The following is a 24,591-nucleotide window of genomic DNA, read 5'->3' on the forward strand; positions in this document are numbered from 1 at the left end:
CTTTTTGCACAAGTGAATAAAAAAATTAAAAAAAGGCTGGGACAAAACTAGCCCAAAATATCTTTAAAAAGGTTGTTATTTTCTAAGATAGGACTTGTCTTTTCGGCGGTGTACTTTCTCAAGTTCACCATGAATCCAAAACCCAATTCATTTTCCACGTTGTCTTGACCTCTGACAGACATACGTGTGAAACGCAAATTAGCCTTCAGAAATCCGAAGACTGGCTCCACATCAATTTTACGTCTGCCGTAAATTTCACCAGTTTCTTCCTCCGAAAGCTGTTGTCTTGTGTATGCTTTTTGACTTTCCCACTTCGCATTATAATAAATTTTTCGGTTATCTCCTTTCTTTGCTTTGGTGCATTGGGAACACAATGGGCACCCTGAACAGTCTTCAGCCTCGTAAACTCTGAAGGTTCGTGTATAACCATACCAGTCTGTTGGGCGGGAGAGATAACGGAATGTGACTTTTTGGTCATTCGGGGAGATAAAATAAGCGTTTTCCGCGTTATATTCCCAATTGGCGGCATGGAAATGATCGGTAGTACCACGCTTTTTCAGTTTAATGGGTTTTGTCCCAGCCCCCTTGTTTTTGATATGCTTTATACTTGTAAAGCATCAATGGTCGCAAACATTGGGAGAACGGTCATTTCAATTTTATAATTGGAAAAAATATTCTCAGTATATTATTATATATATGAGAGCGATATCATAACCAAGGAGGATTTTTAAATGGTAGTATCTTATAGTGCCGAACCGGCAACAGACTTTTCAAATGAGGAAAATAGAAAGGCATTTAAAGCTGCTTTAGAACAAGTGAAAAAGGACTTTGGCAGTAAACGTCCGCTAATCATTGGCGGCGAGCATATAGAAACAGAAGACCAGTTCACATCATATAATCCTTCAAATAAAAAAGAAGCAGTCGGACATGTTTCAAAAGCGACGCCCAGACACATTGATGCTGCCATGCAGGCGGCCGAAGAGGCGTTTGAATCATGGAGCGAATGGACACCGCATCAACGTGCAGAATTATTTATGAGAGTTGCGGCAATTATCCGACGGCGCAAACTTGAGTTCTCTGCTTTAATGGTATACGAAGGCGGAAAACCTTGGGTTGAAGCGGATGGCGATACAAATGAAGGCATCGACTTTATAGAGTACTATGCCAGATCAATGATGGAACTGGCAGACGGTAAGCCGACACTTGACCGTGAAGGTGAGCACAACCACTACTTTTATCAGCCAATGGGGCCGGGAGTGACTATTTCACCCTGGAACTTCCCATTCGCGATTATGACCGGAACGACTGCGGCACCAGCGATCGCAGGCAACACTGTACTGTTGAAACCGGCAGAGGACACACCACTTATTTCCTATAAATTGATGGAAGTACTGGAAGAGGCAGGTCTGCCTAAAGGTGTGGTTAACTTCGTCACCGGTGATCCGGCTGAAATCGGTGATTATATGGTCGATCATCCAAAAACCCATTTTATTACTTTCACCGGTTCAAAAGCGACTGGCCTGAGAATTAATGAGAGAGCTTCAGTCGTGAGAGAAGATCAAGGGCAGACATTCCTGAAAAGAGTCGTTACAGAAATGGGCGGCAAAGACACCATCATTGTGGATAAGGATGCCGATCTGGACCTCGCAGCGGATTCAATTGTCAGTTCCGCGTTCGGATTCCAGGGACAAAAATGTTCCGCTGGTTCCCGTGCCATCATTCATGAAGATGTGTACGATCAAGTCTTGAACAAATCCATCGAACTGACAAAAGAACTGAGTGTCGGTGACCCTGTCAATGACACCTATATGGGACCGGTAATCAGCAAGAAACAGTTTGATAAGATCAAGGAATATATTGATATTGGTAAAGAAGAAGGCGAACTGAAAATCGGCGGAGAGACAGATGACTCCACAGGCTATTTTATCAATCCGACGATATTTGCCGATTTAGATCCAAAAGCACGCATTATGCAGGAAGAAATATTTGGCCCGGTGGTTGCATTCGCTAAAGCGAAAGACTTCGATGAACTGCTCGAAATTGCCAACAACACTGTATACGGCCTGACAGGTTCAGTCATCACAAACACACGTGAACATTGGCATCTGGCCTGCCGTAAATTCAACGTCGGCAACCTGTACCTGAACCGCGGCTGTACAGCTGCTGTAGTTGGTTATCATCCATTCGGCGGGTTCAAACTCTCCGGTACCGACCAGAAAACCGGCAGCCCGGACTATATGCTCAACTTCCTCGAACAAAAAGTCGTTTCAGAAATGCTCTAAACAGCAAATTTTGTATAGATTAGCAGAAATAACTGCGGCTGATGATATCAGTAATCATCAGCCGCAGTTTTATATTTAGTCATACATCCGGATTAATTCCCTTGTAACCGTCAAGTAGAACTCAACGCTTTACCCCAAATAAGAACTACTTGACGGTTACATCTATACGCATGTGACTGAAAAGATGATGGATAACCTGGAAAAGGTAATAATTTAGAATCAAGGAGGAGTTTGAATGAAAAAGATTAACGCTAAAGGTACTGAAATTACATTTTTAAATGAAGAAAATGAGGATTATATAAGCCTTACCGATATAGCCAAGTTTAAAAGTGATGAGCCAAATGATGTTATAAAAAACTGGTTACGGTCAAAAGACACTATAGAATTCTTGGGAGTTTGGGAACAAATTAACAACCCTAACTTTAAACCCGTCGAATTCGACGGGTTTAAAAAGAATGCCGGAACTAATGCATTTACTTTATCTGCTACCAGATGGATTGAAGCTACAAATGCCATAGGTTTGTTTACTAAAGCTGGCCGTTATGGTGGAACTTTTGCTCAAAAAGATATAGCTTTTGAATTTGCTTCTTGGATATCAGCTGAGTTTAAACTTTATATTATTCAAGATTATCAAAGACTCAAAGAAAAAGAAACATCACCTGAAACTATTGATTGGCAATTAAAGAGACTGCTGACGAAAACAAATTATACTATTCATACTGATGCAATCAAAGATAATTTAATTAACTCCAAGCTTTCTAAAAAACAGATAGGATTCACATATGCCTCAGAAGCAGACATTTTAAATGTCGCTCTTTACGGAATGACAGCTAAAGAATGGAAGTTAAGTAATCCAGATAAAAAAGGAAATCTTAGAGACCATTCAACAATTGAAGAATTAATAGTTTTATCCAACCTCGAGTCAATGAATGCTGAATTATTAAACCAAGAATTATCACAAAGTGGAAGATTGAAAAAGTTAAATGAGTTGGCTAGAAAACAGATGACATCATTATTAAACTCTAAAAGTTTAGAGTCTATCAAAAGAATAGAGGATTAAAAAAACTCCGTTTTCCGACACTTTGCCCTGAAAGTGCCCTGAGAATAGAAAAAAGATATAATAAAAACCCTTGAAACATTGACGTATCAAGGGTTTTCTTAATTCTATCTATTACTGTTCTTCCCTTACATATGGAAGCAATGCCATATGACGTGCGCGCTTGATCGCTACTGTGAGCGGGCGCTGATACTTGGCTGATGTACCTGTCACACGTCTTGGAAGAATTTTACCACGTTCTGAAACGAACTTTTTAAGAAGGTCTACATCTTTATAGTCGATGTGCGTAATGTTATTAGCTGTGAAATAACAAACCTTTTTACGGCGGCGACCGCCTCTTCTTGGACCTGCCATGATTAATCCTCCTATCTGTGTTTTTCGTAACCCTTAAAGGGCTGCCCAATTTCAATTATATTAGAATGGTAGATCATCATCACTGATATCAACCGGTCCGTCTGCATTTGCAAATGGATTCTCTTCAGCTTTGTCCTGGCTGGACTGCTGCTGAGCCGGTCTCTGACCAGTGGATTGGTTCCCATAAGCACTTGTATAACTGTCTGCGGAATTATTATTGTACTGCTGCTGTTGATTACCGCCTTGGCCTTTTGGTTCAAGGAATTGTACACTGTCACACACTACCTCAGTTACAAAAACTCTTTGGCCATCCTTATTGTCATAAGTCCGGCTCTGAAGTCTTCCATCAACACCCGTCAGACTTCCCTTTTTCAAATACTGGTTGACGTTCTCTGCCTGTTTGCGGAAAACAACACAGTTTATAAAATCGGCACCGCGTTCTCCATTTGCATTCGTGAAAGGACGGTTAACCGCTAAAGTAAAAGTTGCAACGGAAATGTTGTTTTGACTTACTTTAAGGTCAGGGTCTTTTGTCAGACGGCCAACCAATACAACACGGTTCAGCATGTAATCAACTCCATAGTGTTTTTAACTGCTAGTTTTCTTCTGCTTGTTCATCACGAACAACGATATGACGAATGATATCGTTGCTGATTTTGGCTAAACGGTCGAATTCTGCTGTAGCTCCATCATCTGCTTTCACGTTGATGATGTGATAGATACCTTCTTTGAAATCTTTGATTTCATAAGCCAGACGACGTCTGCCCCACTCTTTGGATTCAACAATTTCCGCGCCGTTTGAAGTCAGTGCATTATCAAAACGCTCAACGAGTGATTTTTTTGCTTCTTCTTCTATATCCGGACGGATGACATATAAAATTTCATATGGTCTCATCTTCTACACCTCCTTATGGTCTTTAGCGGCTTATTTCGTAAGAAATAAGCAAGGAATAATTTTCATTACTCACAATCTGATATTATACCAGTGTTTTGGCATTTTTACAATATATCTAAGATGATGAAGAATATATTTTTACACATTGAATCTGAAGTGAACAACATCGCCGTCTTTCATGAGATATTCTTTGCCTTCCAGACGGACCTTACCCGCTTCTTTCGCCTTTACCATATTTCCGTTTTCCACCAGATCATCGTAGCTGACTGTTTCTGCACGGATGAAGCCCTTTTGGAAGTCCGTATGGATGATGCCTGCACATTCCGGCGCAGTCATCCCTTGTTTGAATGTCCATGCTTTGACTTCCGGCTCGCCTGCCGTGAAGTAGGTGGCAAGACCTAAAAGATCATAGGAAGTCTTAATCAGTTTATCAAGCCCGGATTCACTGATTCCAAGTTCTTCAAGGAACATTTCTTTTTCCTCTTCGTCAAGGGCTGCAATTTCTTCTTCCACCTTTGCAGAAATGACAACGACTTCGGAACCTTCCTGATCCGCATATTCTTTTATCCGTTTATAGTTTTCATTACCTTCTAGAGCGCTCAGTTCTCCTTCGGCAACATTTGCCACGTAGAGCACCGGTTTCTGAGTGAGCAGATGGAAATGCTTCACCGCTTTTTCCTCTTCGTCGGTGAAATTTAACGCGCGTACAGGCGTCTCATTTTCCAATCCCTCTTTAATCTTTTGGAGCACTGCAGCTTCCGCCTCTGCGGCTTTATCTTTTTGCCTTGCCATTTTCTCCACCCGCGGCAGCCTTTTCTCAACACTTTCAAGGTCCGCCAGTATGAGCTCCAGGTTGATGGTTTCCATATCTTCAATCGGGTCGATTTTACCGGAGACATGGGTGACATTCTCATCGTCGAATGCACGCACAACCTGACAGATTGCATCTACCTCGCGGATATTTGCCAAAAACTTGTTGCCCAGCCCTTCACCTTTGGAAGCGCCTTTGACAATTCCGGCAATATCGGTAAATTCGAATGCCGTCGGTATCGTTTTTTTCGGATTGACCATTTCTGTCAGCGTGTCCAATCTTGCATCCGGCACTTCCACGATACCGACGTTGGGATCAATGGTTGCGAATGGATAGTTTGCGGCGACCGCGCCTGCTTTCGTTATCGCATTGAATAATGTGGATTTACCAACGTTGGGCAACCCCACAATTCCTGCTGTTAGAGCCATTTATAATCACCTTTACACTTCATTTTTTTGCTTTATTTTCTTCATTCTCTTCTCAAAATCACGCCTGGCCATCATAATGACACGGTCGCATTCTGTACATCTGATCTTTATATCCGCACCCATTCTTGTGATTTGGAACAGTCTGCTGCCGCAGGGGTGGGGTTTTTTCATCTCTACAATATCATGCATACCATATTCTTTTTCCATACTATTCATCCTCTGTCTGTTCAGTCTCTTTCGTCTCAAAATCCTGAATATCCATTTTAGGGATGGAAATATAGATACCTTTAGTTGCAAGATGGTTCTTGATTTCTTTTCTCATTCTTCTTGTCGCACCGAAATGTTCCATCGGTTTCGTTTCAATCAGTACCCTGATATTTGCTTCACCATTGGTGATGCCCTGGAGGCCCAGTACTTCCGGTTCTGACACAAGTGCATCATCGTTCTGCCAGAAATCTTTGAAAAAGTCTGCAAGTATCTGTTCGATTTCATCCAGATTTTCCTCAAGTGAAACATTCACTTCAAACATGGATATCGCGTTGAAGCGGGAGAAGTTGACCACTTCGGTGATTGAGCCGTTTGGAATGACAATCAGTTCCCCTTCCCATCCCTGTATCTTTGTAGCTCTGAGACTGAAGGAGATAACTTCACCTTCTCCGATCGGTGTCCCGCTGGTATTTATCCTGACAAAATCATGTTTATCAAACTGATTTTCCAAAATGATGAAGAACCCTGTAATCATGTCTTTGACCAGGCTCTGGGCACCAAAACCTATGGCCAGACCCACGACACCGGCACCGGCGAGCAGCGTGCGCACCGGAAGATTGAACGCTTCCAGTATCATCATGACAATGACGAACCATATGACGACTGTCGCAGCATTCTGCAGTACATTGATGAGGGTCTGATTGCGCTTCACGTTATCATTGTTCTTTTTTGATTTCGATTTAATGCTGAAAAAGTTATTGATGACTCTGTTGGCGATCTTGACCAGAATAAGTGCGACAATGATAAGGCCGATGGCTGCCAAAACTCTGCTGCCTATATCAATCCAAAGTTCCGGGTTGCTCACATAATCCATAATCTGTTCAACAAATGTAAGAGAGTCTTCAGCTACGTTGTTTAGTATCGGAAACAATTTTTTACACATCCATTTCTATGAGTTTTCTAAGATTGAAATGATTCTTTTGAATTCTTCTTCATTTTTGAATTCCAGTGAAATCGTGCCTTTTCTGCGTTGTTTTTTGATCTCTACAGCTGTACCAAAACGTTCTTTGAGCCTGGACTCATGCTTTTCAATAAAAAGCGGCTTTGACTTCTGCGTTGTTTTTTTCTTCTTTGGTTCCGTAAGTGCCTTTACGTAATCCTCCAGCGCTCTGACGCTCATCTCTTCATCCACCGCTTTTTTTGCAGCCGCTTCCTGCTGCAATGGATCCTTCAACGACAAAAGTGTTCTCCCATGTGCGCCGGAGAGGCTGTTTTCGCTGATCATTTTTTTCACAGCTTGAGGGAGATTTAATAATCTCAACATATTGGCAATGTAGGGTCTTGATTTTCCCAGGCGTTCGGATACCTGACCCTGCGTGATCCTGAGTTCGTCCATGAGCTGACGATAGCTATTTGCTTCTTCCAGCGGACTCAGATTTTCTCTCTGTAGATTTTCGATGATGGCCAGCTCCATCATCTCATTATCGGTAAGTGCTTTGACAATAGCAGGAATCGTTTCCTTCTCAGCCATTTTACTTGCCCTGTAACGTCTTTCCCCGGCTACAATATCATAGCCTTTTACCGATTTTCTAACAATGATGGGCTGAAGGATGCCATGCGCTTTAATGGACTCCGCCAGTTCATTCATCTTCGTCTGGTCGAAATCAGTTCTTGGTTGATATGGATTCCGTCGGATTTCACCCAAGTTGAGTTCTATGATCGCTTCATCATTCTGATTACTTGTAAATAGGGCATCCAATCCTTTCCCAAGTCCCTTCTGCCTACTCATGACCGGTCACCTCCATCGCCAGATTATTGTATGACCTGGCACCCGTTGCACCTGGGTCAAATATATTGATCGGCATACCGTGGCTGGGAGCCTCAGAAAGCCTGATATTTCTGGGTATCACTGTATCATACACTTTTTCACCAAAATGTGCCCTCACCTCTTCGGCCACTTCATAACCAAGGTTTGTTCTGGCATCGAGCATCGTTAATACGACACCTTCAATCTCCAGATTCGTATTGAGATGGCGTTTGACCAGATTAACCGTACTGAGCAGCTGACTGAGCCCTTCCAATGCATAATATTCACATTGCACCGGAATGATGATGCCGTCCGAAGCTGTAAATGCATTGATTGTTAAAATTCCCAGTGACGGCGGGCAGTCGATGATTATATAATCCCGGGAGCCGGATAACTCTTCAAGTGCCCGTTTTAATCTCATCTCACGGCTCATCACGGAGACCAGTTCAATTTCTGCACCAGCAAGGGATATGTTTGCCGGCACCAGATCCAATGATTCAATACCAGTCTTTAAAATAACATCGTTGATGGAAGTTTCATCTGCAAGGACATCATAAATGGACGCCTCTGCATTATTCTTTTCAATCCCAATGCCGCTCGTCGCATTCCCTTGTGGATCGGCATCCACAAGCAGTACACTGTGGCCGCTCTGTGCAAGTGAAGCACACAAATTAACGGCAGTCGTGGTTTTTCCAACGCCGCCTTTCTGATTCGCAATCGCCAGTATCTTCATCGCAGTTCGCGCTCCTTATAAAATCACATAAACGTATTATATCAGCCAGCTGATAATTGTAACATCAAAACAAAACACCCACTGTATTTTGTGAGTGTTTACTTGTATATCTTTATGGTCACTTCATGAAACTTATTCTGCTCTACAGTTTCTGAGGAAACATCGAACCCTCTGGCTTTCATTTTATCAATTTCGCGGTTTAGATCATTCAGCATGAATGACACATCGTCATTAAAGTTCATTTCATCATTAACGTTGGACTGGCGGTTTTTCACGGCGGCTTCCGTATCTTTAACTGTCAGCTCCTTCTCTCTGATATCCTCCAGCATCCCTGTCTGCTGTTCATCATCAAGGCTCAGCAGACTCCGGGCATGGCGCTCTGTGATTTTCTGCGACTGCAAGGCGTCGATGACGTCATCGGAGAGTTTTAACAGCCTGAGTTTATTCGCTATGAAAGACTGACTTTTACCCAGGTTTTTTGCCAGATTTTTCTGGGTAATACCATCCATCTTAAGCAATTTTTGGTACGCATTGGCTTCTTCAATGGCAGTCAGGTTTTCACGCTGGATATTCTCAATCAGGGCGATGGCTGCAGATTCGGTGTCTGTCAAATATTTGACGATGACTTCAGCTTCCTCACGGTTCAGCATTTTAAGGGCTCTGAAACGCCGCTCGCCTGCGATGATTTCATACATACCTTCTTCTATCGGACGGACTGTTATCGGCTGAAGCAGGCCGTGTTCTTCTACGGAGGCGGCGAGTTCTTTGATCCGGTCGCGGTCGAAATCGGTACGCGGCTGGTACCTGTTGGGTACAATATTCTCCATCGGCAGATGCTGCAGGGAAACATCTTCTGATTTGTCATCACTTTTATCGATGAGACCAAAGAGTCTCGAGAAAGGTTTTTTCATCCGGATCACCTGCCTGTTATTTTAATGGGAACTTATTCGGGGTCCCCGCTTTTCTGGGATATTTTTTTGGCGTCTTGTGTGTCTTTCTAATATCCAGTATATGCCGTTCACTATCTTCTTCCGGCAGCGTAAAACTGTATGTTCCGGACACTTCGCCGCCAAGAAGCTTCAGAACAGATGAACTGTCTTCCAGCTCCTGAAGTCCTTTTTTCCCTTTCAGCACGATGAAATGACCGTCTGTCCGAAGAAGCGGGAGACAAAGCTCTGAAAGTACGTTCAACTGGGCCACCGCTCTTGCTGTGACTACATCGAACATGTGGCGCCCGTGATGCGCACCGAACATTTCAGCTCGCTCATGTACAAGATGTATTTTATCAAGGCCCAGTTCTGCTGTTAACTGATTTAAAAAACGGATGCGTTTATTTAAGGAATCCACAATGGTGATTCTAAGGTCCGGCCGCACTATTTTGAGCGGTATGCCCGGGAACCCTGCCCCGGCGCCCACATCACATAAACGCGTGTTCGACTCAAATTCCACGTGAAACAAAGGCGTCAGTGAATCATAGAAATGCTTGAGATACACTTCCTTTTTTTCTGTCACTGCAGTCAGGTTAATTTTTTTATTCCATTCGACCAGCATGTCATAGTAGGTATGGAACTGTGTCACCTGTGCCTGTGTCAGCTCGATGCCTTTTTCAGCCAGGGCAGTGATGAATTCCCGTTCGTTCATGCTTCCACCCGTTTAACGTTACCCTGCTCGATGTAGACAAGGAGAATGGAAATGTCTGCAGGATTCACACCGGAGATCCTTGAAGCCTGGGCAATGTCGAGCGGTTTTACTTTCTTGAGTCTGTCCCGGGCTTCAGTAGCCAGGGAATGCACTGCATCGTAATCGATATCTGCCGGAATTTTCTTTTTCTCCATGCGGTTCATTTTATCTACCTGAGCAAGTGATTTTTTAATATATCCATCGTACTTGATCTGAATTTCTACCTGCTCAAATTCTGACTGCGCAAGCACGATATCCTCGCCGAGAATTTCCATGATGGATTCATAATTCATTTCAGGACGTTTCATCAGATCATAAGCTAAGATGCCATCTTTGAGCTGAGTGCCACCTCTCTGTTCGATGATCGATTGTGCACGTTCATTCGGTTTGATACGCACTGTTTGCAGACGGTTCATTTCCGCTTCAATATTTGCTGATTTTACGTTATATGCGTCGTAGCGTTCATCAGAAATCAGCCCGTATTCACGGCCTTTTTCCGTCAGACGCAGATCTGCATTATCATGACGCAGAAGCAGGCGGTATTCAGCTCTCGAAGTCAGCAGACGGTAAGGCTCACTCGTTCCTTTAGTGACAAGATCATCGACCAGCACACCGATATAAGCTTCGGAACGGCTGAGGATCATCGGTTCCTCCCCGAGCAGCTTAGCCGCTGCGTTGACGCCGGCAATCAATCCCTGGCCTGCCGCTTCTTCATAGCCGCTGGTACCGTTGATCTGCCCTGCAGTAAACAGGTTCTTAATCTTTTTCGTCTCAAGTGACGGCCATATCTGTGTCGGTACGAGTGAATCATATTCTATGGCATAGCCTGCACGCATCATGCGCGCGTTCTCCAGTCCCGGGACTGTTGAGAGCATTTGACGCTGGACATTTTCAGGCATGCTTGTAGACAGGCCCTGAACATAAACCTCTTTGGTATTTCTGCCTTCTGGTTCAAGGAAGATCTGATGGCGCGGTTTATCATCAAATCTGACCACCTTATCTTCAATAGATGGGCAGTAGCGGGGACCTGTGCCTTTAACCATGCCGGAATACATTGCTGATAGATGCAGATTATCGTTGATGATCATATGGGTATTTTCTGTTGTATATGTCAGCCAGCAAGGCAGCTGATCCAGTATAAAATCGGTCGTTTCAAAACTGAACGCCATCGGTGTATCGTCCCCCGGCTGGATCTCCGTCTTGTCATAATCGATAGAGTCTGAATTGACACGCGGCGGTGTGCCTGTCTTAAAGCGCACAATGTCAAAGCCCAGGTCTTTCAGCTGATCTGCGAGTGGTACTGAAGGCATCTGATGATTCGGACCGCTTGAGTATTTCAAATCACCAAGGATGATTTCACCTCGCAGAAATGTGCCGGTGGTCACAATGACCGTTTCCGCATCGTAAATTGTACCGATGTTCGTTCTGATCCCTTTTACTGTTTCATCCTCTATGATGATTTCGTCCACCATGCCCTGCAGAATATCAAGGTTCGGTTCATCTTCAAGTACACGCTTCATCTCCTGCTGATAGAATACTTTATCCGCCTGCGCCCGCAGTGCTCGGACTGCCGGACCTTTGCCCGTATTCAGCATCCGCATCTGAATGTGTGTCTTATCTATTACTTTTGCCATCTCGCCGCCCAATGCATCCACTTCTCTGACAACGATCCCTTTTGCCGGGCCGCCAACAGAAGGGTTGCATGGCATAAATGCGATATTGTCAAGGTTAATCGTCAACATCAATGTGCTGAGCCCTTTGCGTGCAGAAGCAAGTCCCGCTTCAACACCTGCATGTCCTGCACCAATGACTACCACATCATATTTCATATTATCTGTCATCTTTTTCCTCCTTATTTTCCAAGACAGAACTGACTGAACAGCTGGTCGATCAGCTGTTCGCTGACATCCTCACCAATCACTTCCCCGAGCAGTTCCCACGTTTTCACAAGGTCTATCTGGATGATATCGACCGGTATGTCCATCTCCGCTGAATCCATTGCATCTGATACTGCTTGTTTTGCCTGCTCCAGCAGGCTGATATGACGGTTGTTGGAAACATATGTTGAATCCGTCGATTGAATGCTCCCATCAAAGAACAGATCGGCAATTTTTTCTTCCAGCTCATCAACACCCGTACTGTTAACGATGGATGTCTTAACGACAGGCATGCCCGGGTATCTGGATTCCAGATCTGCGATATCCAGACGGTTGTCAAGATCCAGTTTATTGACGATCAGAATGACCTTCTGATCCGCAATTGAATCCAGGATTTCCATATCCTCAGCCGTCAAAGCCTCATTATTATTCAACAGGTAAAGAATCAGCTCGGAGTTTTTCAATGCCTCTCTGCTGCGTTCCACCCCGATTTTTTCAACGATGTCATCTGTATCCCTGATACCTGCAGTATCCACCAGTTTGAGCGGAATGCCATTGACGTTCACGTACTCTTCCAGAGTATCTCTTGTGGTACCGGCAACTTCGGTCACGATTGCCTTGTCGTCCTGGATGAAATAATTGAGCAATGAACTTTTACCCACATTGGGTTTCCCCACAATCACTGTCGATAAGCCTTCTCTTAAAATCTTGCCTTCTGAACTGCTCTTCAGCAGCTGTTCGATCTCCTGCTCCACTTTTTTCGCCTCATCCAGAAGAAACGATGTTGTCGTTTCCTCGACATCATCGTATTCCGGATAATCAATATTCACTTCAACCTGTGCGAGTATATTCAGAACACTTTGCCTTAAGCTTTCAATGTACGTTTTCAACCTGCCCTGCATCTGCTGATTGGCTACTTTTGAAGCTTCGGTTGTTTTGGATCTGATGAAATCCATGACCCCTTCAGCCTGGGACAGGTCGATTCTGCCATTTAAAAAGGCGCGCTTTGTAAATTCACCCGGCTCAGCCATACGTGCCCCGTGTTTCAGCGTCAGCTGCAGTACACGATTCACTGTATGAACCCCGCCATGGCAATTGATTTCAACTATATCCTCTCTCGTGTAAGTCTTCGGTGCCTTCATCACTGCCGCCATGACTTCCTCCACCGTTTCAGCTGTTGAAGGATCGATGATGTGCCCATAGTTGATGGTATGGGTATCCACTTCTGACAATGACTTGTTCCCTTTATATAGCTTATCTGCAATTTCCAATGCATCTATGCCGGATAAACGTACAATTGCAATAGCACCTTCACCCACAGGGGTTGAAATACTGGATATAGTCTCTAATTGCATAATGCAGTACTCCTTTATTTCTTCTCTATTACAATGTATCTGTAAGGTTCCTTACCTTCCGAATACGTTTCGATATCATCAATCTCAGTCAGCACATTGTGCATGATCTTGCGTTCAAAGGAAGGCATCGGTTCCATTCTGACCGGTTCGTTACTGCGAACCACTTTTTTGGACATATTGACTGCCAGATTCTGCAGTGTCTCTTTGCGTTTTTCACGATAATTTTCCACATCGATGATGATGACACCGTAGCTTCTGTAAATGGAATTAAAATAATTCTGTGCGATTTCCTGCAGCGCATTCAAGGTCGCCCCCCGTTTACCGATCAGCTTGGCAGCCATTTTAGACTCCAGGTTGATCCTTACTTCATTGTTATGAATAACCGTCTCACTTTTGCTGTCAATATTCATCTCGCTGATTATACTGTCAACGTAGCCCTGTGTGTCACGGACGGCCGCTTCAATGGATCTGTGATCCTCCCTGTTTACGGACGTTTCGGCTTCATCGTGAGCTGCGGTTTCCTTTTGTGGTGTATTTTCATCCCGGGCATCCAAAGGCGCACTGTCCGTCGTTTCCCTGAGGCGACCAATCAGCGTATCAATGGTGCCATAAGCTTTCAGATCAGGGTTGATGACGGTCAATTTAACCTCAGCATCTTTACTGCCAATGCCGAATAACCCCCTCCTGCCCTGGTCCATCACGTCAATTCTGATATCCGATTCGGTAACGTTTAACTCTTTTAAACCTCTGGCTATTGCACGATCAACAGTCGCTTCCTTGTAAACCCTGTACATAGCAGTAACCCCCGTGTCATTTTATACATCTCGCAATTTTCAGCACATGTAATAATGATTTCTCCATTTGATGATAGTCCATTTCACTGACAGGCTTTCTGGCAATCACTACATATTCACGAGGCACGAGCGCTTCCTGATATTTTTGGAAAAATACCCTGACACGGCGTTTGATCTTATTTCTTTTTACAGCATTGCCGAGCCTTTTGGATACACTGATGCCCAGGCGCATATGATCTGTTCGCGGATTGTCGACCAGATAGACTACAAATTGTCTGTTCGCAAAAGATCTGCCTTTTTTAAAGACAAGCTGAAAATCTCGTTCCCTTTTAATCCTGTATCTTTTCTTCATCATTATTACGCTCTTTCTTATGATATTCCATTATACAAAATTCTGCTGAAATAATAAAATGACTTGCCATAAAAAAAGATCACCTGTTCAGATGATCTTGGGGATTAGGCTGAAAGGACCTTTCTGCCTTTTCTTCTGCGACGCGCCAATATCTTACGTCCATTCTTTGTGCTCATTCTCTTTCTGAAACCGTGCACTTTACTGTGTTTACGTCTATTTGGCTGGTAAGTACGTTTTACCATATGAATACACCTCCATCATACATTTTGCCTGTGTATAGATTCTCAATTTTGGCTCTCAAATTGTAACTACTAAAGGATAACAGAATCATTGGGACTTTTCAATACAAACCTCTACATGTCTGACAGATTCTCGCCTGTGGATAAAAGAAACCTGTGGACATCGGCTGTGGATAACACTGTGTTCAATCTCACGATATCCACAATGTATACCGGTAATTATCCCCATCTTAACATTTGTGGATAAACAACCTGTGGATAACTGTCGACATTGTGGGTATCTTTTAGCAAATATTGATATCATTGATGAAATCCGTTATAATTTTGAAGACGTATTTTGTGTAAAACTCATGTATAAATATTACTTATCCACAAGTTGTTAACAAACTGTGGATAGTTTATCAAGCTGAGTGGAAAACTTTATCCACAGCCTGTGACTATGTGAATAAGAAAAGAGGACAAACTTATGAGCAGCATAAAAGAAATATGGGATAATACCCTGGAAGGAATCAAGGATGCGATCGCCAATGCCAGCTACCAGACCTGGTTCAAGGAAACCTCTATGACTCATCTGGATAATGACAAAGCCGTGATCAAAGCAGACTCCCAATTTCAACGGGACTGGCTGGAGAAAAACTACAGCGAACTGATCCAGGATAATCTCTATGAAGTAATGGGTGAAAAACCTGAAATCCAGGTGATCACCGAAGCACATCAGAAGGAAGAATCTGCATATGGTTCTATGCAGGAGACGCCGAGACCGGAACCTGAAATCCCAGTGCATAAACAACTGAACGGCAACAATACTTTTGAGACATTCGTCATCGGCAACGGCAACCGTTTCAGCCACGCTGCATCGCTGGCCGTTGCTGAAGCACCGGCTAAAGCGTATAACCCGCTCTTTATATACGGCGGAGTCGGACTGGGTAAAACCCACCTGATGCATGCCATCGGCCATTACGTACTCGAACATCGTCCGAATGCCCAGGTGGCCTATTTATCCAGTGAAAAGTTTACCAATGAATTTATCAACTCAATCAGAGATAATAAAACCGAGGAATTCAGAAACAGATATCGTAATGTGGATGTTTTATTAGTAGATGATATTCAGTTCCTCGCAGGCAAGGAATCCACTCAGGAAGAATTTTTCCATACATTCAATGAACTGCATGAAGCCAACAAACAGATCGTCATTTCAAGTGACCGGACACCGAAAGAGATACCGACCCTTGAACATCGGTTAAGGTCCCGCTTCGAATGGGGACTCATCACCGACATCACTCCGCCGGACCTTGAAACCCGCATTGCCATTCTGCGCAAAAAATGTGAAGAGGAAGAAGTTGAAATCCCGAATGAAGCAATGATCTACATTGCCAATCATATTCAGACCAATATCAGAGAACTGGAAGGTGCACTGACAAGAGTTGCCGCCTACTCCAAGCTTGTCAATCAGCCCCTGACACCTGAAATGGTCTCTGAGGCACTCAAGGATCTGGTCACACAAACAAGCGCAAAGAAAATAACGGTCACTGATATCCAGGAGGCCGTCGCGGAATTCTATGATATTCAAATCGAGGAGTTTGCCTCCAAAAAACGCACAAAATCCATCGCTTTTCCCAGACAGATCGCAATGTATCTGGCGAGGGAACTCACGGATTATTCCCTGCCTAAAATCGGGGAAGTATTCGGGGGCAGAGACCACTCTACAGTTATTCACGCACATGAAAAGGTTTCGAAAATGTTAAATGAAGATGAGATTTTCAAACAGGAACTTGAAGAGATCGAAGGTAAAATCGGCTGACAGATGTGAATAATGTGGATAGATGTTACACTATGGCAAACACCTTATCCACATGTGGATAACTCCGTACAGCTGCTTTCATCCTGCTTATCCACAAATCCACAGCACCTGCTATTATTATTACTTTAAATTATTAATCTATATATAAGGAGTCATTCGCATATGAAAATCAGCATTAACCGCCAATATTTCATTGAACAATTAAATCATTGTCTTAAAGCAATATCACCGAGAACAACTTTGCCGATCCTAAACGGCATTAAACTGGAAGTAAAAGATGATAAGCTGCTGCTCACAGGCAGTGATTCTGAAATATCCATCGAAATTACAATTCCGACAGAAATTGATAATGAAGAAATATTGGAAATTGATGAACCTGGTGCCATTGTTCTGTCCGGCAGATTCTTTGTAGACATCATCAAAAAACTCTCCGGAGAGTTTGTACAGCTGGAAACAAATGATTCATATCAGACGAAAATAACAGCCTCAAAATCAGAATTTAATCTCAGCGGCAATGATCCGGATCAATATCCGCTTTTGCCGGAAGTCAATGATGATGAAAGTCTCGTCCTGCCTTCAGCCGTCCTTAAGAATATTATCAGCCAGACGAACTTCGCAGTTTCTTTGTCTGAAACACGTCCTGTCCTGACCGGTATCAATTGGCAGTTCAGCAATGAAGGTATCCGATTCACTGCGACTGACTCGCACAGACTTGCGCTCCGCAAACTGAACGGAGAACAGTTCTCCATGGACACGATGAATGCAATCATTCCAGGGAAATCCCTGACTGAACTGAATAAGATCATCAATGATTCCGACGATGAAGTTGAAATTCATTTCTCTCAGAATCAAGTGCTCTTCAGCTACGGGAATATGAGATTCATCTCGAGATTGCTGGAAGGCAATTATCCGGATACTTCAAGACTTTTCCCTGAAAACTATGAAACGAAAGTGACTGTGGAAAACTCGGACTTCTACCATGCGATTGACAGGGTGTCCCTGCTGGCCAGAGAAGGCGGCAACAACGTAATACGCATGACAGTCGAAGACGGCAGAGTTGAACTTTCTTCCAATTCGCCTGAAGTCGGTACGGTGAATGAAGATGTAAATACCAGAAGCATAGAAGGGGAAAACCTGAAAATCTCCTTTAACTCCAAATATATGATGGATGCGCTGAAAGCCATCAACGATGATGAAGTAACCATCGATTTCTTCGGCACAATGAGACCTTTCACATTGAGTGCAGCAGAATCTGACGATGTGATCCAGCTTATCCTCCCAATTCGTACTTACTGAAGTTAAATATTATCTAAATGTGTATTTAAAAATTCGGCTGAAGCCCAGAAATTAAAAAAATGGGGTTCTCAGTCGAATTTTTATTTTTAAAGGGTTAATACCCTTATTTTATAAAAAACGCTTCTAAAGCTTTATTTGACCTTGTGAAGTGAAATTTATCGTAAAATATAGTATAATGTAATAGTGAGAGTTAGGAGGATGAGTGCATGGAAAGTATCCATTTCGAGGAAGTCATTACATTGGGCCAGTTCCTCAAACATGAGGGCATCATCGGTACCGGCGGAGAAGCAAAATTGTTTTTGGCTGAATATGAAGTAATTCTGAACGGGGTGCCCGAGGACCGCAGAGGGAAGAAGCTGCAGAACGGCGATGAGATCGATATCGGGGGATTCGGTCACTACAGGATTGTCTACCCCGCATGATCCTGAATAACATTCATCTTGGAGACTTCAGAAACTACGACACACTGGCACTTGATTTTCATTCCAAACTCAATGTTTTCATTGGTCGTAATGCCCAGGGCAAAACGAATCTCCTTGAATCCATCTACTTTCTCGCGCTGGCAAAAAGTCACCGGACAGCGAAGGATAAGGAACTCATCCGGTTCCATACTGAGGAAGCGTTCGTCAACGGGAGTATCACAGCTTCATACAGTGATCTGCCGCTGTCGATCAGCGTCAGTAAAAAAGGCAAGCGGGCGAAAGTAAACCATATGGAAGTCTCCAGGCTGAGCCAGTATATCGGTCATTTGAATGTCGTTCTTTTTGCGCCGGAAGATTTGAATATCGTCAAGGGTTCACCTCAGGTGAGACGGAAATTCATCAATATGGAATGCGGACAGATATCAAAAATCTATCTCAACAAATTGAACGGTTATCAGAAAGTCCTGGCTCAGAAGAATAATTATTTAAAACAGAGAAACGTCGATCCCATGATGATTGATGTCTTAAACGCTCAGCTTGCAGAATATGCAAGTTTAATTATTTTAAAAAGGCAGCAATTCATCGAAACGATAGAGAAATATGCTGCAAGGATCCATGAGGATATTTCAAACGGCAGGGAAACACTGTCGGTCAGATACAATTCCAATATCATGTATGAGTCTGCTGATTCAGCCTCTCTTGAAACAGAAGTGAAAATGATATTCGACGATGTGCTTGAACGGGAGATTGAACGCGGTCAGGCATTGATCGGGCCGCACCGGGATGATATTTCATTCCTGATCAATGATTTCAATGTACAGACCTACGGTTCCCAGGGGCAGCAGAGAACGACGGCGCTGTCTGTAAAATTAGCTGAGATTGAACTGATTCAGGAGGAAGTGGGAGAATACCCGGTACTGCTGCTCGATGATGTACTCAGTGAGCTCGATGAAACCAGGCAGTCCCAATTGCTGACATCGATCAGGAACAGGGTGCAGACATTCGTGACAACAACATCAATCAGTGATATTAATCATGAGATCATGGACGAAATGAAGTCTTTCAATATAGAAGATGGCAAGGTCAAAGTTTAATGGGAAGGTGATAACATGGCTGAAAATAACGCAGAACAATATGGTGCCGGCCAGATACAGGTGCTTGAGGGGCTTGAAGCGGTCAGAAAACGTCCCGGCATGTACATCGGTTCTACAGCCTCAAAAGGGCTCCACCATCTTGTGTGGGAAATTGTAGATAACAGTATTGATGAAGCGATGGCAGGATATGCAACGACAATCAATTTAACAATCGAGGAAGACAACTGGGTTAAAGTCACCGATAACGGCCGCGGGATTCCGATCGATATCCAGGAAAAGATGGGACGTCCTGCAGTGGAGGTCATTTTGACTGTGCTCCATGCCGGCGGTAAATTCGGCGGCGGTGGTTATAAAGTCTCAGGCGGTCTCCATGGTGTCGGTTCTTCTGTAGTCAACGCCCTGAGTGAGAAACTGGAAGTGTATGTGCACCTGGATGGTAAGATCCATCACCAGACTTATAGTCGCGGTGTCCCCGACTTTGATCTTAAAGTAATCGGTGATACGGATAAGACAGGCACGATGATCCGTTTTAAAGCAGATACGCAAATATTCACTGAAACAACAGAATATGATCTGGACAGCCTGCAGCACCGTACGAAAGAACTCGCTTTTCTTAATAAGGGTCTGAACATCAACCTGATTGATGAACGCGGTGAAGAGGATCAGACCTTCAGTTACCATTACGAAGGCGGTATAAAGTCCTACGTTGAACAGATGAATGAAACACGTGATGTGCTGCATAATGAAGTCATTTATCTTCACAATGAAAAAGATGAAATTGAAGTGGAAATCGCCCTTCAGTACAACTCGGGTTTCAACACCACACTGCTTTCATATGCAAATAACATCAATACTTATGAAGGCGGTACCCATGAAGACGGCTTCAAACGTGCCCTGACAAAAGTGATAAATAACTACGGTGTGAAGCAGAATATCATCAAAGACGGCGAAGAACGTCTCAGTGGTGAAGACGTGCGTGAAGGGATGACAGCTGTCGTCTCCATCAAACATACTGACCCGCAGTTTGAAGGCCAGACAAAGACCAAATTCGGCAATTCCGAGGTGAGACTGATTACAGATCAGCTCTTCAGTGAAGGATTCAACCGTTTTCTTCTTGAAAACCCGGCGACTGCAAAAGTCATTGTGGAAAAAGGGATTACCGCACAGCATGCACGTGTCGCTGCCAAAAAGGCCCGGGAAATGACGCGCAGGAAATCAGCACTTGAAGTATCCAGCCTGCCCGGTAAACTGGCAGATTGCTCAAGCAAAGATCCGTCAGAGAGCGAAATGTACATCGTTGAAGGCGACTCGGCCGGAGGGTCTGCAAAAGCCGGCCGGAATTCTACAACCCAGGCCATCCTGCCTCTAAGAGGTAAAATCCTCAACGTTGAAAAAGCTCGGCTCGACCGGATACTCAATAACAATGAAGTCCGTTCGATGATTACTGCACTGGGCACGGGTATCGGTGAAGAGTTCGACCTGTCGAAAGCCAGATATCATAAGATCATCATTATGACGGATGCTGATGTTGACGGGGCACATATCCGCACACTGCTTCTGACTTTCTTCTACAGGTTCATGAAACCTCTGATTGAAGCTGGATATGTGTATATCGCCCAGCCGCCGCTCTATAAAGTTGAACAAGGGAAAAACAAATACTATGTGTTTGATGATAAAGAGCTCGATCAGCTTAAGCTGGAACTGAAAGAGACCCCAAAAATCTCAATCTCCAGATATAAAGGTCTGGGTGAAATGAATGCCGATCAGCTCTGGGAAACAACAATGGATCCGGATTTCAGATCAATGCTCCAGGTGTCCCTGAAAGATGCCATCGATGCGGATCAGACATTTGAAATGCTGATGGGCGATATCGTAGAAAACAGGAAGCACTTTATCGAAGAGAATGCAATGTATGTTCAGAACCTGGACGTTTAATGATGGAGGTTAATTTGAATGAGTGACGAAAAAGACAGGCTGCAGCAGGTGAATATCAGTAAGGAAATGCGGACTTCATTCCTGGACTATGCAATGAGTGTCATTGTCTCAAGAGCACTGCCTGATGTCCGGGACGGTATGAAGCCGGTACACCGCAGAATACTTCACGGTATGCATGACAACGGCATGACTTCCGATAAACCGTATAAAAAATCAGCACGGATAGTCGGAGACGTCATGGGTAAATATCATCCCCACGGTGACTCTTCCATTTACGACGCCATGGTCCGCATGGCTCAGGATTTCAGCTACCGCTACCCGGTCGTTGACGGACAGGGGAATTTCGGTTCAATGGATGGGGACGGCGCAGCGGCGATGCGTTATACCGAAGCTAGAATGAGTAAGATTTCGATGGAACTCATGCGGGATATTAACAAGGATACGATTGATTTCCAGGATAATTACGATGGTAATGAACGCGAACCCATCGTCCTGCCTGCAAGGTTCCCCAATCTGCTTGTCAACGGGACCAGCGGGATCGCAGTAGGCATGGCGACGAATATCCCGCCCCACAACCTGACAGAAGTGATCAATGCGGTACTTGCACTGTCAGAAGACAGTGAGATAACGCTCGCAGAACTGATGGAACATGTCCCCGGGCCGGATTTCCCCACCCGCGGTCTGATTGTGGGTAAATCAGGCATCCGCAATGCATATGAATCCGGCAGAGGATCCATCGTTATGCGTGCAAGATGTGAAATTGAAGAGATGAAAAACGGCAAGGAGCGCATCGTTGTTTCGGAAGTGCCGTATCAGACTAACAAGTCCCGGCTTGTTGAGAAAATTGCAGAACTCGCCCGGGAGAAGAAAATCGAAGGCATTACTGACCTGCGGGATGAAACAAGCCTGAAAGAAGGCGTTAAAATCATCATCGAAATCAGGAAAGACAAAAATGCCAATGTCATCCTGAATAATTTATATAAGCAGACGCCGCTGCAGACATCATTTGGTATCAACATGCTTGCTCTGGTTAAAGGTCAGCCGAAAATTCTCGGGCTCAAAGAAGTACTGAGCCATTATCTCGAACATCAGAAAGTCGTCGTTGTCAGACGTACGAAGTTTGACCTGAAGCGTGCTGAAGACAGGGCACACATTTTGGAAGGCCTGAAAATTGCGCTGGATAACATCGATGAAATCATCAATCTCATTCGTGCTTCAAATAATGATGAAGAGGCAAGAACCGGCCTGATGGATAAATTCGATCTGTCGGAGAGACAATCCCAGGCCATCCTTGATATGCGTTTGCGCCGCCTGACCGGTTTGGAGCGCGGCAAAATCGAAGACGAATATGAAGAAATACTTCAAACGATCGAAGAGTTAAAAGCGATTCTTGCTGATGAAGAGAAATTGCTTGAAATTATTCGTGAAGAACTGATAGAAATCAGGGATAAATTTGGGGATGCGCGCCGTACAGAAATCACGCTCGGCTCCATTACCGATATCGAAGATGAAGACCTGATACCGGAAGAACAGATTGTCGTTACATTGAGTCACAACAACTATATCAAGCGTCTGCCCTCTTCGACATATCGTGCACAGCACCGGGGCGGACGGGGCGTCCAGGGCATGAATACGATCGAAGATGACTTTGTCAGCCAGATTGTTACGATGAGCACCCATGATTACATCATGTTCTTTACGAACAAAGGGCGTGTATATCGGCTGAAAGGCTACGAACTGCCAGAACTGTCCAGACAGTCCAAGGGCATTCCAATCGTCAATATGCTTGAAATTGATAAGGATGAAGCCATCAGTACGATGATATCGATCAAGGACAAAGATACGGCTGATATGTTCCTGATATTCGCCACCAGGAAGGGTCTGGTTAAACGTTCGGCACTCGATAATTTCGAGCGCATCAACAAAAACGGCAAGATCGCAATCACTTTCAGAGAGGATGATGAGCTGCTCGCTGTGCGTCTAACAGATGGAACGAAAGAGGTCATCCTCGGCACAAAATATGCTTCGCTGATCAGATTTCCGGAAAGCCAGATCCGGTCCATGGGCAGAACGGCCGCCGGTGTCAAAGGCATTACACTGCGGGAAGCGGATGAAGTCGTCGGTCTTGATGTCCTGGATAAAGATCAGAAAATCCTCATCGTTACCGATCGAGGTTACGGCAAGCTAACCCATGAATCAGAATATCGCATGACGAACCGCGGCGGTGTCGGGGTTAAAACGGCAAATCTTACGGATCGTGTGGGTGAGCTGGAATATATCGCCGCTGTGGAAGGCAACGAAGACTTGATGATTGTTACAAATCACGGTGTCATCATCAGACTGATCATGGAAGAAGTGTCTGTCCTCGGCCGGAATACCCAGGGCGTCAGACTCATCAAACTTTCCGACAACCAGTATGTCGCTACAGTGGCGAAAGTGAGAGACGAGATTGAAGAGGAAGAACTGACCCTTGGAGATGAAGATGAAGTGTCTGAAGCGGACAGCCAGGAAAGTCGATCGGAAGAATAAATAAACAACTGCAGCGCGCTGCAGTTGTTTTATTTCATTGCCATTAAGTAATGAAAACGCTATAATATAATCAGTCAATAGTATTTTAGCTAAAAATTTGAAGAGGTATGCTGATGAATAGCGGGACAAATCAACAGGCATTCGGTAAATTTTCCGCTCTAATTGCCTTAACCGGTGAAAAAACAGCGCTTGAACTGATGCCTGAGTATCAGAATTTTAAAGTGATTACAGGGAAAGTCGGTTCGATGGATCTGAAGAAAGTCATCTCATCAGTTGAAACAGCAGCAAAGCGCAATGAGATGATCGACGGAGAACTCTATCGGGAAACACATGCATTATACCACGCGATTATAGAAGCGGCAGAAGGTGTGACAAGAGGTAAGCTGAGTGTCGGTGAGGTCATGCGTACAGTCGGACTGGCATTTTCTGTTGTTCGGGGCTCGCCTTACGGAGATCCTGCTGAAGGGGAATGGATTGCGGTCTGTTTCTACGGTACAATTGGCGCACCGATTAAAGGCAAAGAGCATGAGACACTCGGTCTCGGCATCAATCATATTTAAACAGATAATCGGATATTACATGTCATAGACAGCAGTTATTAGAGACACTGAAATTCCTAAAGGGAATGACTGTGTCTTTTTTT

The 24,591-nt window shown here is 44.2% G+C and carries 24 protein-coding genes and 1 pseudogene; 9 read left to right on the forward strand and 16 right to left on the reverse strand.

Translation table 11 applies throughout. The features are described 5' to 3' along the window. Positions 1 to 47: 47 nt before the first annotated feature. Positions 48 to 557 (reverse strand): annotated as a pseudogene (locus tag G343_RS0105460) (transposase); the annotation flags it as partial. A 174-nt stretch (positions 558 to 731) separates the two neighbouring features. Between G343_RS0105460 and pruA the strand changes: the two are divergent. Next, positions 732 to 2,282, forward strand: coding sequence for an L-glutamate gamma-semialdehyde dehydrogenase (gene pruA, locus G343_RS0105465; protein ID WP_020007114.1), 1,551 nt, complete (start codon positions 732 to 734; stop codon positions 2,280 to 2,282). Between the two features lie 235 nt (positions 2,283 to 2,517). Next, positions 2,518 to 3,342 carry a KilA-N domain-containing protein gene (locus G343_RS0105470; RefSeq protein WP_020007115.1) on the forward strand — a complete coding sequence of 275 codons (825 nt, stop codon included), beginning with the start codon at positions 2,518 to 2,520 and terminating at the stop codon, positions 3,340 to 3,342. A 111-nt stretch (positions 3,343 to 3,453) separates the two neighbouring features. On the opposite strand, the gene rpsR is transcribed toward G343_RS0105470, so the two are convergent. The 15 genes from rpsR to rpmH form a co-directional block, all read right to left on the reverse strand. Beyond that, positions 3,454 to 3,696 carry a 30S ribosomal protein S18 gene (gene rpsR, locus G343_RS0105475; protein ID WP_156823570.1) on the reverse strand — a complete coding sequence of 81 codons (243 nt, stop codon included), beginning with the start codon at positions 3,694 to 3,696 and terminating at the stop codon, positions 3,454 to 3,456. Positions 3,697 to 3,753: 57 nt separating this feature from the next. Beyond that, positions 3,754 to 4,260: a single-stranded DNA-binding protein gene (ssb, locus tag G343_RS0105480; RefSeq protein WP_020007117.1), complete on the reverse strand. Its 507-nt coding sequence runs from the start codon at positions 4,258 to 4,260 to the stop codon at positions 3,754 to 3,756. Between the two features lie 28 nt (positions 4,261 to 4,288). Then, on the reverse strand, positions 4,289 to 4,588 hold the full coding sequence (gene rpsF / locus G343_RS0105485) for a 30S ribosomal protein S6 (protein ID WP_020007118.1): 300 nt from the start codon (positions 4,586 to 4,588) through the stop codon (positions 4,289 to 4,291). 138 nt (positions 4,589 to 4,726) lie between these two features. Continuing rightward, complete coding sequence (ychF, locus tag G343_RS0105490) at positions 4,727 to 5,827, reverse strand: redox-regulated ATPase YchF (protein WP_020007119.1); 1,101 nt, start codon at positions 5,825 to 5,827, stop codon at positions 4,727 to 4,729. 12 nt (positions 5,828 to 5,839) lie between these two features. Next, entirely contained in the window at positions 5,840 to 6,034 is a 195-nt protein-coding gene (locus tag G343_RS15365; protein ID WP_020007120.1) for a DUF951 domain-containing protein, read from the reverse strand. Between the two features lies 1 nt (position 6,035). Continuing rightward, positions 6,036 to 6,965 (reverse strand): mechanosensitive ion channel family protein, encoded by a 930-nt coding sequence (locus tag G343_RS0105500; RefSeq protein ID WP_020007121.1) that lies wholly within the window; start codon positions 6,963 to 6,965, stop codon positions 6,036 to 6,038. An 18-nt stretch (positions 6,966 to 6,983) separates the two neighbouring features. After that, positions 6,984 to 7,823: a ParB/RepB/Spo0J family partition protein gene (locus G343_RS0105505; protein WP_020007122.1), complete on the reverse strand. Its 840-nt coding sequence runs from the start codon at positions 7,821 to 7,823 to the stop codon at positions 6,984 to 6,986. Then, a complete protein-coding gene (locus G343_RS0105510) occupies positions 7,816 to 8,574 on the reverse strand; it encodes a ParA family protein (RefSeq protein WP_020007123.1) in 759 nt (252 codons plus the stop codon). Before G343_RS0105510 ends, G343_RS0105505 begins: the two co-directional genes overlap by 8 nt. 98 nt (positions 8,575 to 8,672) lie before the next feature. Further along, positions 8,673 to 9,485: a ParB/RepB/Spo0J family partition protein gene (locus G343_RS0105515; protein ID WP_020007124.1), complete on the reverse strand. Its 813-nt coding sequence runs from the start codon at positions 9,483 to 9,485 to the stop codon at positions 8,673 to 8,675. 16 nt (positions 9,486 to 9,501) lie between these two features. Further along, entirely contained in the window at positions 9,502 to 10,215 is a 714-nt protein-coding gene (gene rsmG / locus G343_RS0105520) for a 16S rRNA (guanine(527)-N(7))-methyltransferase RsmG (RefSeq protein WP_020007125.1), read from the reverse strand. Next, positions 10,212 to 12,095 (reverse strand): tRNA uridine-5-carboxymethylaminomethyl(34) synthesis enzyme MnmG, encoded by a 1,884-nt coding sequence (gene mnmG / locus G343_RS0105525; protein WP_020007126.1) that lies wholly within the window; start codon positions 12,093 to 12,095, stop codon positions 10,212 to 10,214. The genes rsmG and mnmG overlap by 4 nt, the downstream gene beginning before the upstream one ends. Positions 12,096 to 12,106: 11 nt before the next feature. After that, the gene (gene mnmE, locus G343_RS0105530) at positions 12,107 to 13,486 is read right to left on the reverse strand and encodes a tRNA uridine-5-carboxymethylaminomethyl(34) synthesis GTPase MnmE (RefSeq protein ID WP_020007127.1); all 1,380 of its coding nucleotides are present in this window, start codon (positions 13,484 to 13,486) and stop codon (positions 12,107 to 12,109) included. 14 nt (positions 13,487 to 13,500) lie between these two features. Then, positions 13,501 to 14,280 (reverse strand): RNA-binding cell elongation regulator Jag/EloR, encoded by a 780-nt coding sequence (gene jag / locus G343_RS0105535; protein WP_020007128.1) that lies wholly within the window; start codon positions 14,278 to 14,280, stop codon positions 13,501 to 13,503. Between the two features lie 16 nt (positions 14,281 to 14,296). After that, a complete protein-coding gene (gene rnpA, locus G343_RS0105540; RefSeq protein ID WP_026366285.1) occupies positions 14,297 to 14,632 on the reverse strand; it encodes a ribonuclease P protein component in 336 nt (111 codons plus the stop codon). Between the two features lie 104 nt (positions 14,633 to 14,736). Continuing rightward, complete coding sequence (rpmH, locus tag G343_RS15135; protein WP_083931361.1) at positions 14,737 to 14,874, reverse strand: 50S ribosomal protein L34; 138 nt, start codon at positions 14,872 to 14,874, stop codon at positions 14,737 to 14,739. 463 nt (positions 14,875 to 15,337) lie between these two features. On the opposite strand from rpmH, the gene dnaA reads away from it, so the two are divergent. From dnaA to hutP, 7 genes are all read left to right on the forward strand, one after another. Continuing rightward, a complete protein-coding gene (gene dnaA / locus G343_RS0105545) occupies positions 15,338 to 16,672 on the forward strand; it encodes a chromosomal replication initiator protein DnaA (RefSeq protein WP_020007130.1) in 1,335 nt (444 codons plus the stop codon). Positions 16,673 to 16,834: 162 nt separating this feature from the next. Beyond that, positions 16,835 to 17,968 (forward strand): DNA polymerase III subunit beta, encoded by a 1,134-nt coding sequence (dnaN, locus tag G343_RS0105550; protein ID WP_020007131.1) that lies wholly within the window; start codon positions 16,835 to 16,837, stop codon positions 17,966 to 17,968. A 206-nt stretch (positions 17,969 to 18,174) separates the two neighbouring features. Further along, positions 18,175 to 18,390 carry an RNA-binding S4 domain-containing protein gene (locus G343_RS0105555; protein WP_020007132.1) on the forward strand — a complete coding sequence of 72 codons (216 nt, stop codon included), beginning with the start codon at positions 18,175 to 18,177 and terminating at the stop codon, positions 18,388 to 18,390. Further along, positions 18,387 to 19,484: a DNA replication/repair protein RecF gene (recF, locus tag G343_RS0105560; RefSeq protein ID WP_020007133.1), complete on the forward strand. Its 1,098-nt coding sequence runs from the start codon at positions 18,387 to 18,389 to the stop codon at positions 19,482 to 19,484. The genes G343_RS0105555 and recF overlap by 4 nt, the downstream gene beginning before the upstream one ends. A 15-nt stretch (positions 19,485 to 19,499) precedes the next feature. Further along, positions 19,500 to 21,419 carry a DNA topoisomerase (ATP-hydrolyzing) subunit B gene (gene gyrB / locus G343_RS0105565; protein ID WP_020007134.1) on the forward strand — a complete coding sequence of 640 codons (1,920 nt, stop codon included), beginning with the start codon at positions 19,500 to 19,502 and terminating at the stop codon, positions 21,417 to 21,419. Positions 21,420 to 21,437: 18 nt separating this feature from the next. Continuing rightward, on the forward strand, positions 21,438 to 23,948 hold the full coding sequence (gene gyrA / locus G343_RS14335) for a DNA gyrase subunit A (RefSeq protein ID WP_020007135.1): 2,511 nt from the start codon (positions 21,438 to 21,440) through the stop codon (positions 23,946 to 23,948). 113 nt (positions 23,949 to 24,061) lie between these two features. Continuing rightward, positions 24,062 to 24,508 carry a histidine utilization transcription antiterminator HutP gene (hutP, locus tag G343_RS0105575; RefSeq protein ID WP_020007136.1) on the forward strand — a complete coding sequence of 149 codons (447 nt, stop codon included), beginning with the start codon at positions 24,062 to 24,064 and terminating at the stop codon, positions 24,506 to 24,508. Positions 24,509 to 24,591: the final 83 nt, after the last annotated feature.

Origin of the sequence: Salinicoccus albus DSM 19776 (assembly GCF_000385175.1) — a bacterium.
Classification (GTDB): domain Bacteria; phylum Bacillota; class Bacilli; order Staphylococcales; family Salinicoccaceae; genus Salinicoccus; species Salinicoccus albus.

Bases quoted from the DNA above. Each gene is read 5' to 3' on its own strand.
- mnmG (WP_020007126.1), bottom strand. From the start codon at position 12,095: ATGACAGATAATATGAAATATGATGTGGTAGTCATTGGTGCAGGACAT.
- rsmG (WP_020007125.1), bottom strand. From the start codon at position 10,215: ATGAACGAACGGGAATTCATCACTGCCCTGGCTGAAAAAGGCATCGAG.
- G343_RS0105515 (WP_020007124.1), bottom strand. From the start codon at position 9,485: ATGAAAAAACCTTTCTCGAGACTCTTTGGTCTCATCGATAAAAGTGAT.
- recF (WP_020007133.1), top strand. From the start codon at position 18,387: ATGATCCTGAATAACATTCATCTTGGAGACTTCAGAAACTACGACACA.
- G343_RS0105470 (WP_020007115.1), top strand. From the start codon at position 2,518: ATGAAAAAGATTAACGCTAAAGGTACTGAAATTACATTTTTAAATGAA.
- ychF (WP_020007119.1), bottom strand. From the start codon at position 5,827: ATGGCTCTAACAGCAGGAATTGTGGGGTTGCCCAACGTTGGTAAATCC.
- ssb (WP_020007117.1), bottom strand. From the start codon at position 4,260: ATGCTGAACCGTGTTGTATTGGTTGGCCGTCTGACAAAAGACCCTGAC.
- dnaN (WP_020007131.1), top strand. From the start codon at position 16,835: ATGAAAATCAGCATTAACCGCCAATATTTCATTGAACAATTAAATCAT.
- G343_RS0105555 (WP_020007132.1), top strand. From the start codon at position 18,175: ATGGAAAGTATCCATTTCGAGGAAGTCATTACATTGGGCCAGTTCCTC.
- G343_RS15365 (WP_020007120.1), bottom strand. From the start codon at position 6,034: ATGGAAAAAGAATATGGTATGCATGATATTGTAGAGATGAAAAAACCC.
- rpmH (WP_083931361.1), bottom strand. From the start codon at position 14,874: ATGGTAAAACGTACTTACCAGCCAAATAGACGTAAACACAGTAAAGTG.
- gyrB (WP_020007134.1), top strand. From the start codon at position 19,500: ATGGCTGAAAATAACGCAGAACAATATGGTGCCGGCCAGATACAGGTG.
- jag (WP_020007128.1), bottom strand. From the start codon at position 14,280: ATGTACAGGGTTTACAAGGAAGCGACTGTTGATCGTGCAATAGCCAGA.
- hutP (WP_020007136.1), top strand. From the start codon at position 24,062: ATGAATAGCGGGACAAATCAACAGGCATTCGGTAAATTTTCCGCTCTA.
- gyrA (WP_020007135.1), top strand. From the start codon at position 21,438: ATGAGTGACGAAAAAGACAGGCTGCAGCAGGTGAATATCAGTAAGGAA.
- G343_RS0105510 (WP_020007123.1), bottom strand. From the start codon at position 8,574: ATGAAGATACTGGCGATTGCGAATCAGAAAGGCGGCGTTGGAAAAACC.
- rpsF (WP_020007118.1), bottom strand. From the start codon at position 4,588: ATGAGACCATATGAAATTTTATATGTCATCCGTCCGGATATAGAAGAA.
- pruA (WP_020007114.1), top strand. From the start codon at position 732: ATGGTAGTATCTTATAGTGCCGAACCGGCAACAGACTTTTCAAATGAG.
- G343_RS0105505 (WP_020007122.1), bottom strand. From the start codon at position 7,823: ATGAGTAGGCAGAAGGGACTTGGGAAAGGATTGGATGCCCTATTTACA.
- mnmE (WP_020007127.1), bottom strand. From the start codon at position 13,486: ATGCAATTAGAGACTATATCCAGTATTTCAACCCCTGTGGGTGAAGGT.
- rnpA (WP_026366285.1), bottom strand. From the start codon at position 14,632: ATGAAGAAAAGATACAGGATTAAAAGGGAACGAGATTTTCAGCTTGTC.
- dnaA (WP_020007130.1), top strand. From the start codon at position 15,338: ATGAGCAGCATAAAAGAAATATGGGATAATACCCTGGAAGGAATCAAG.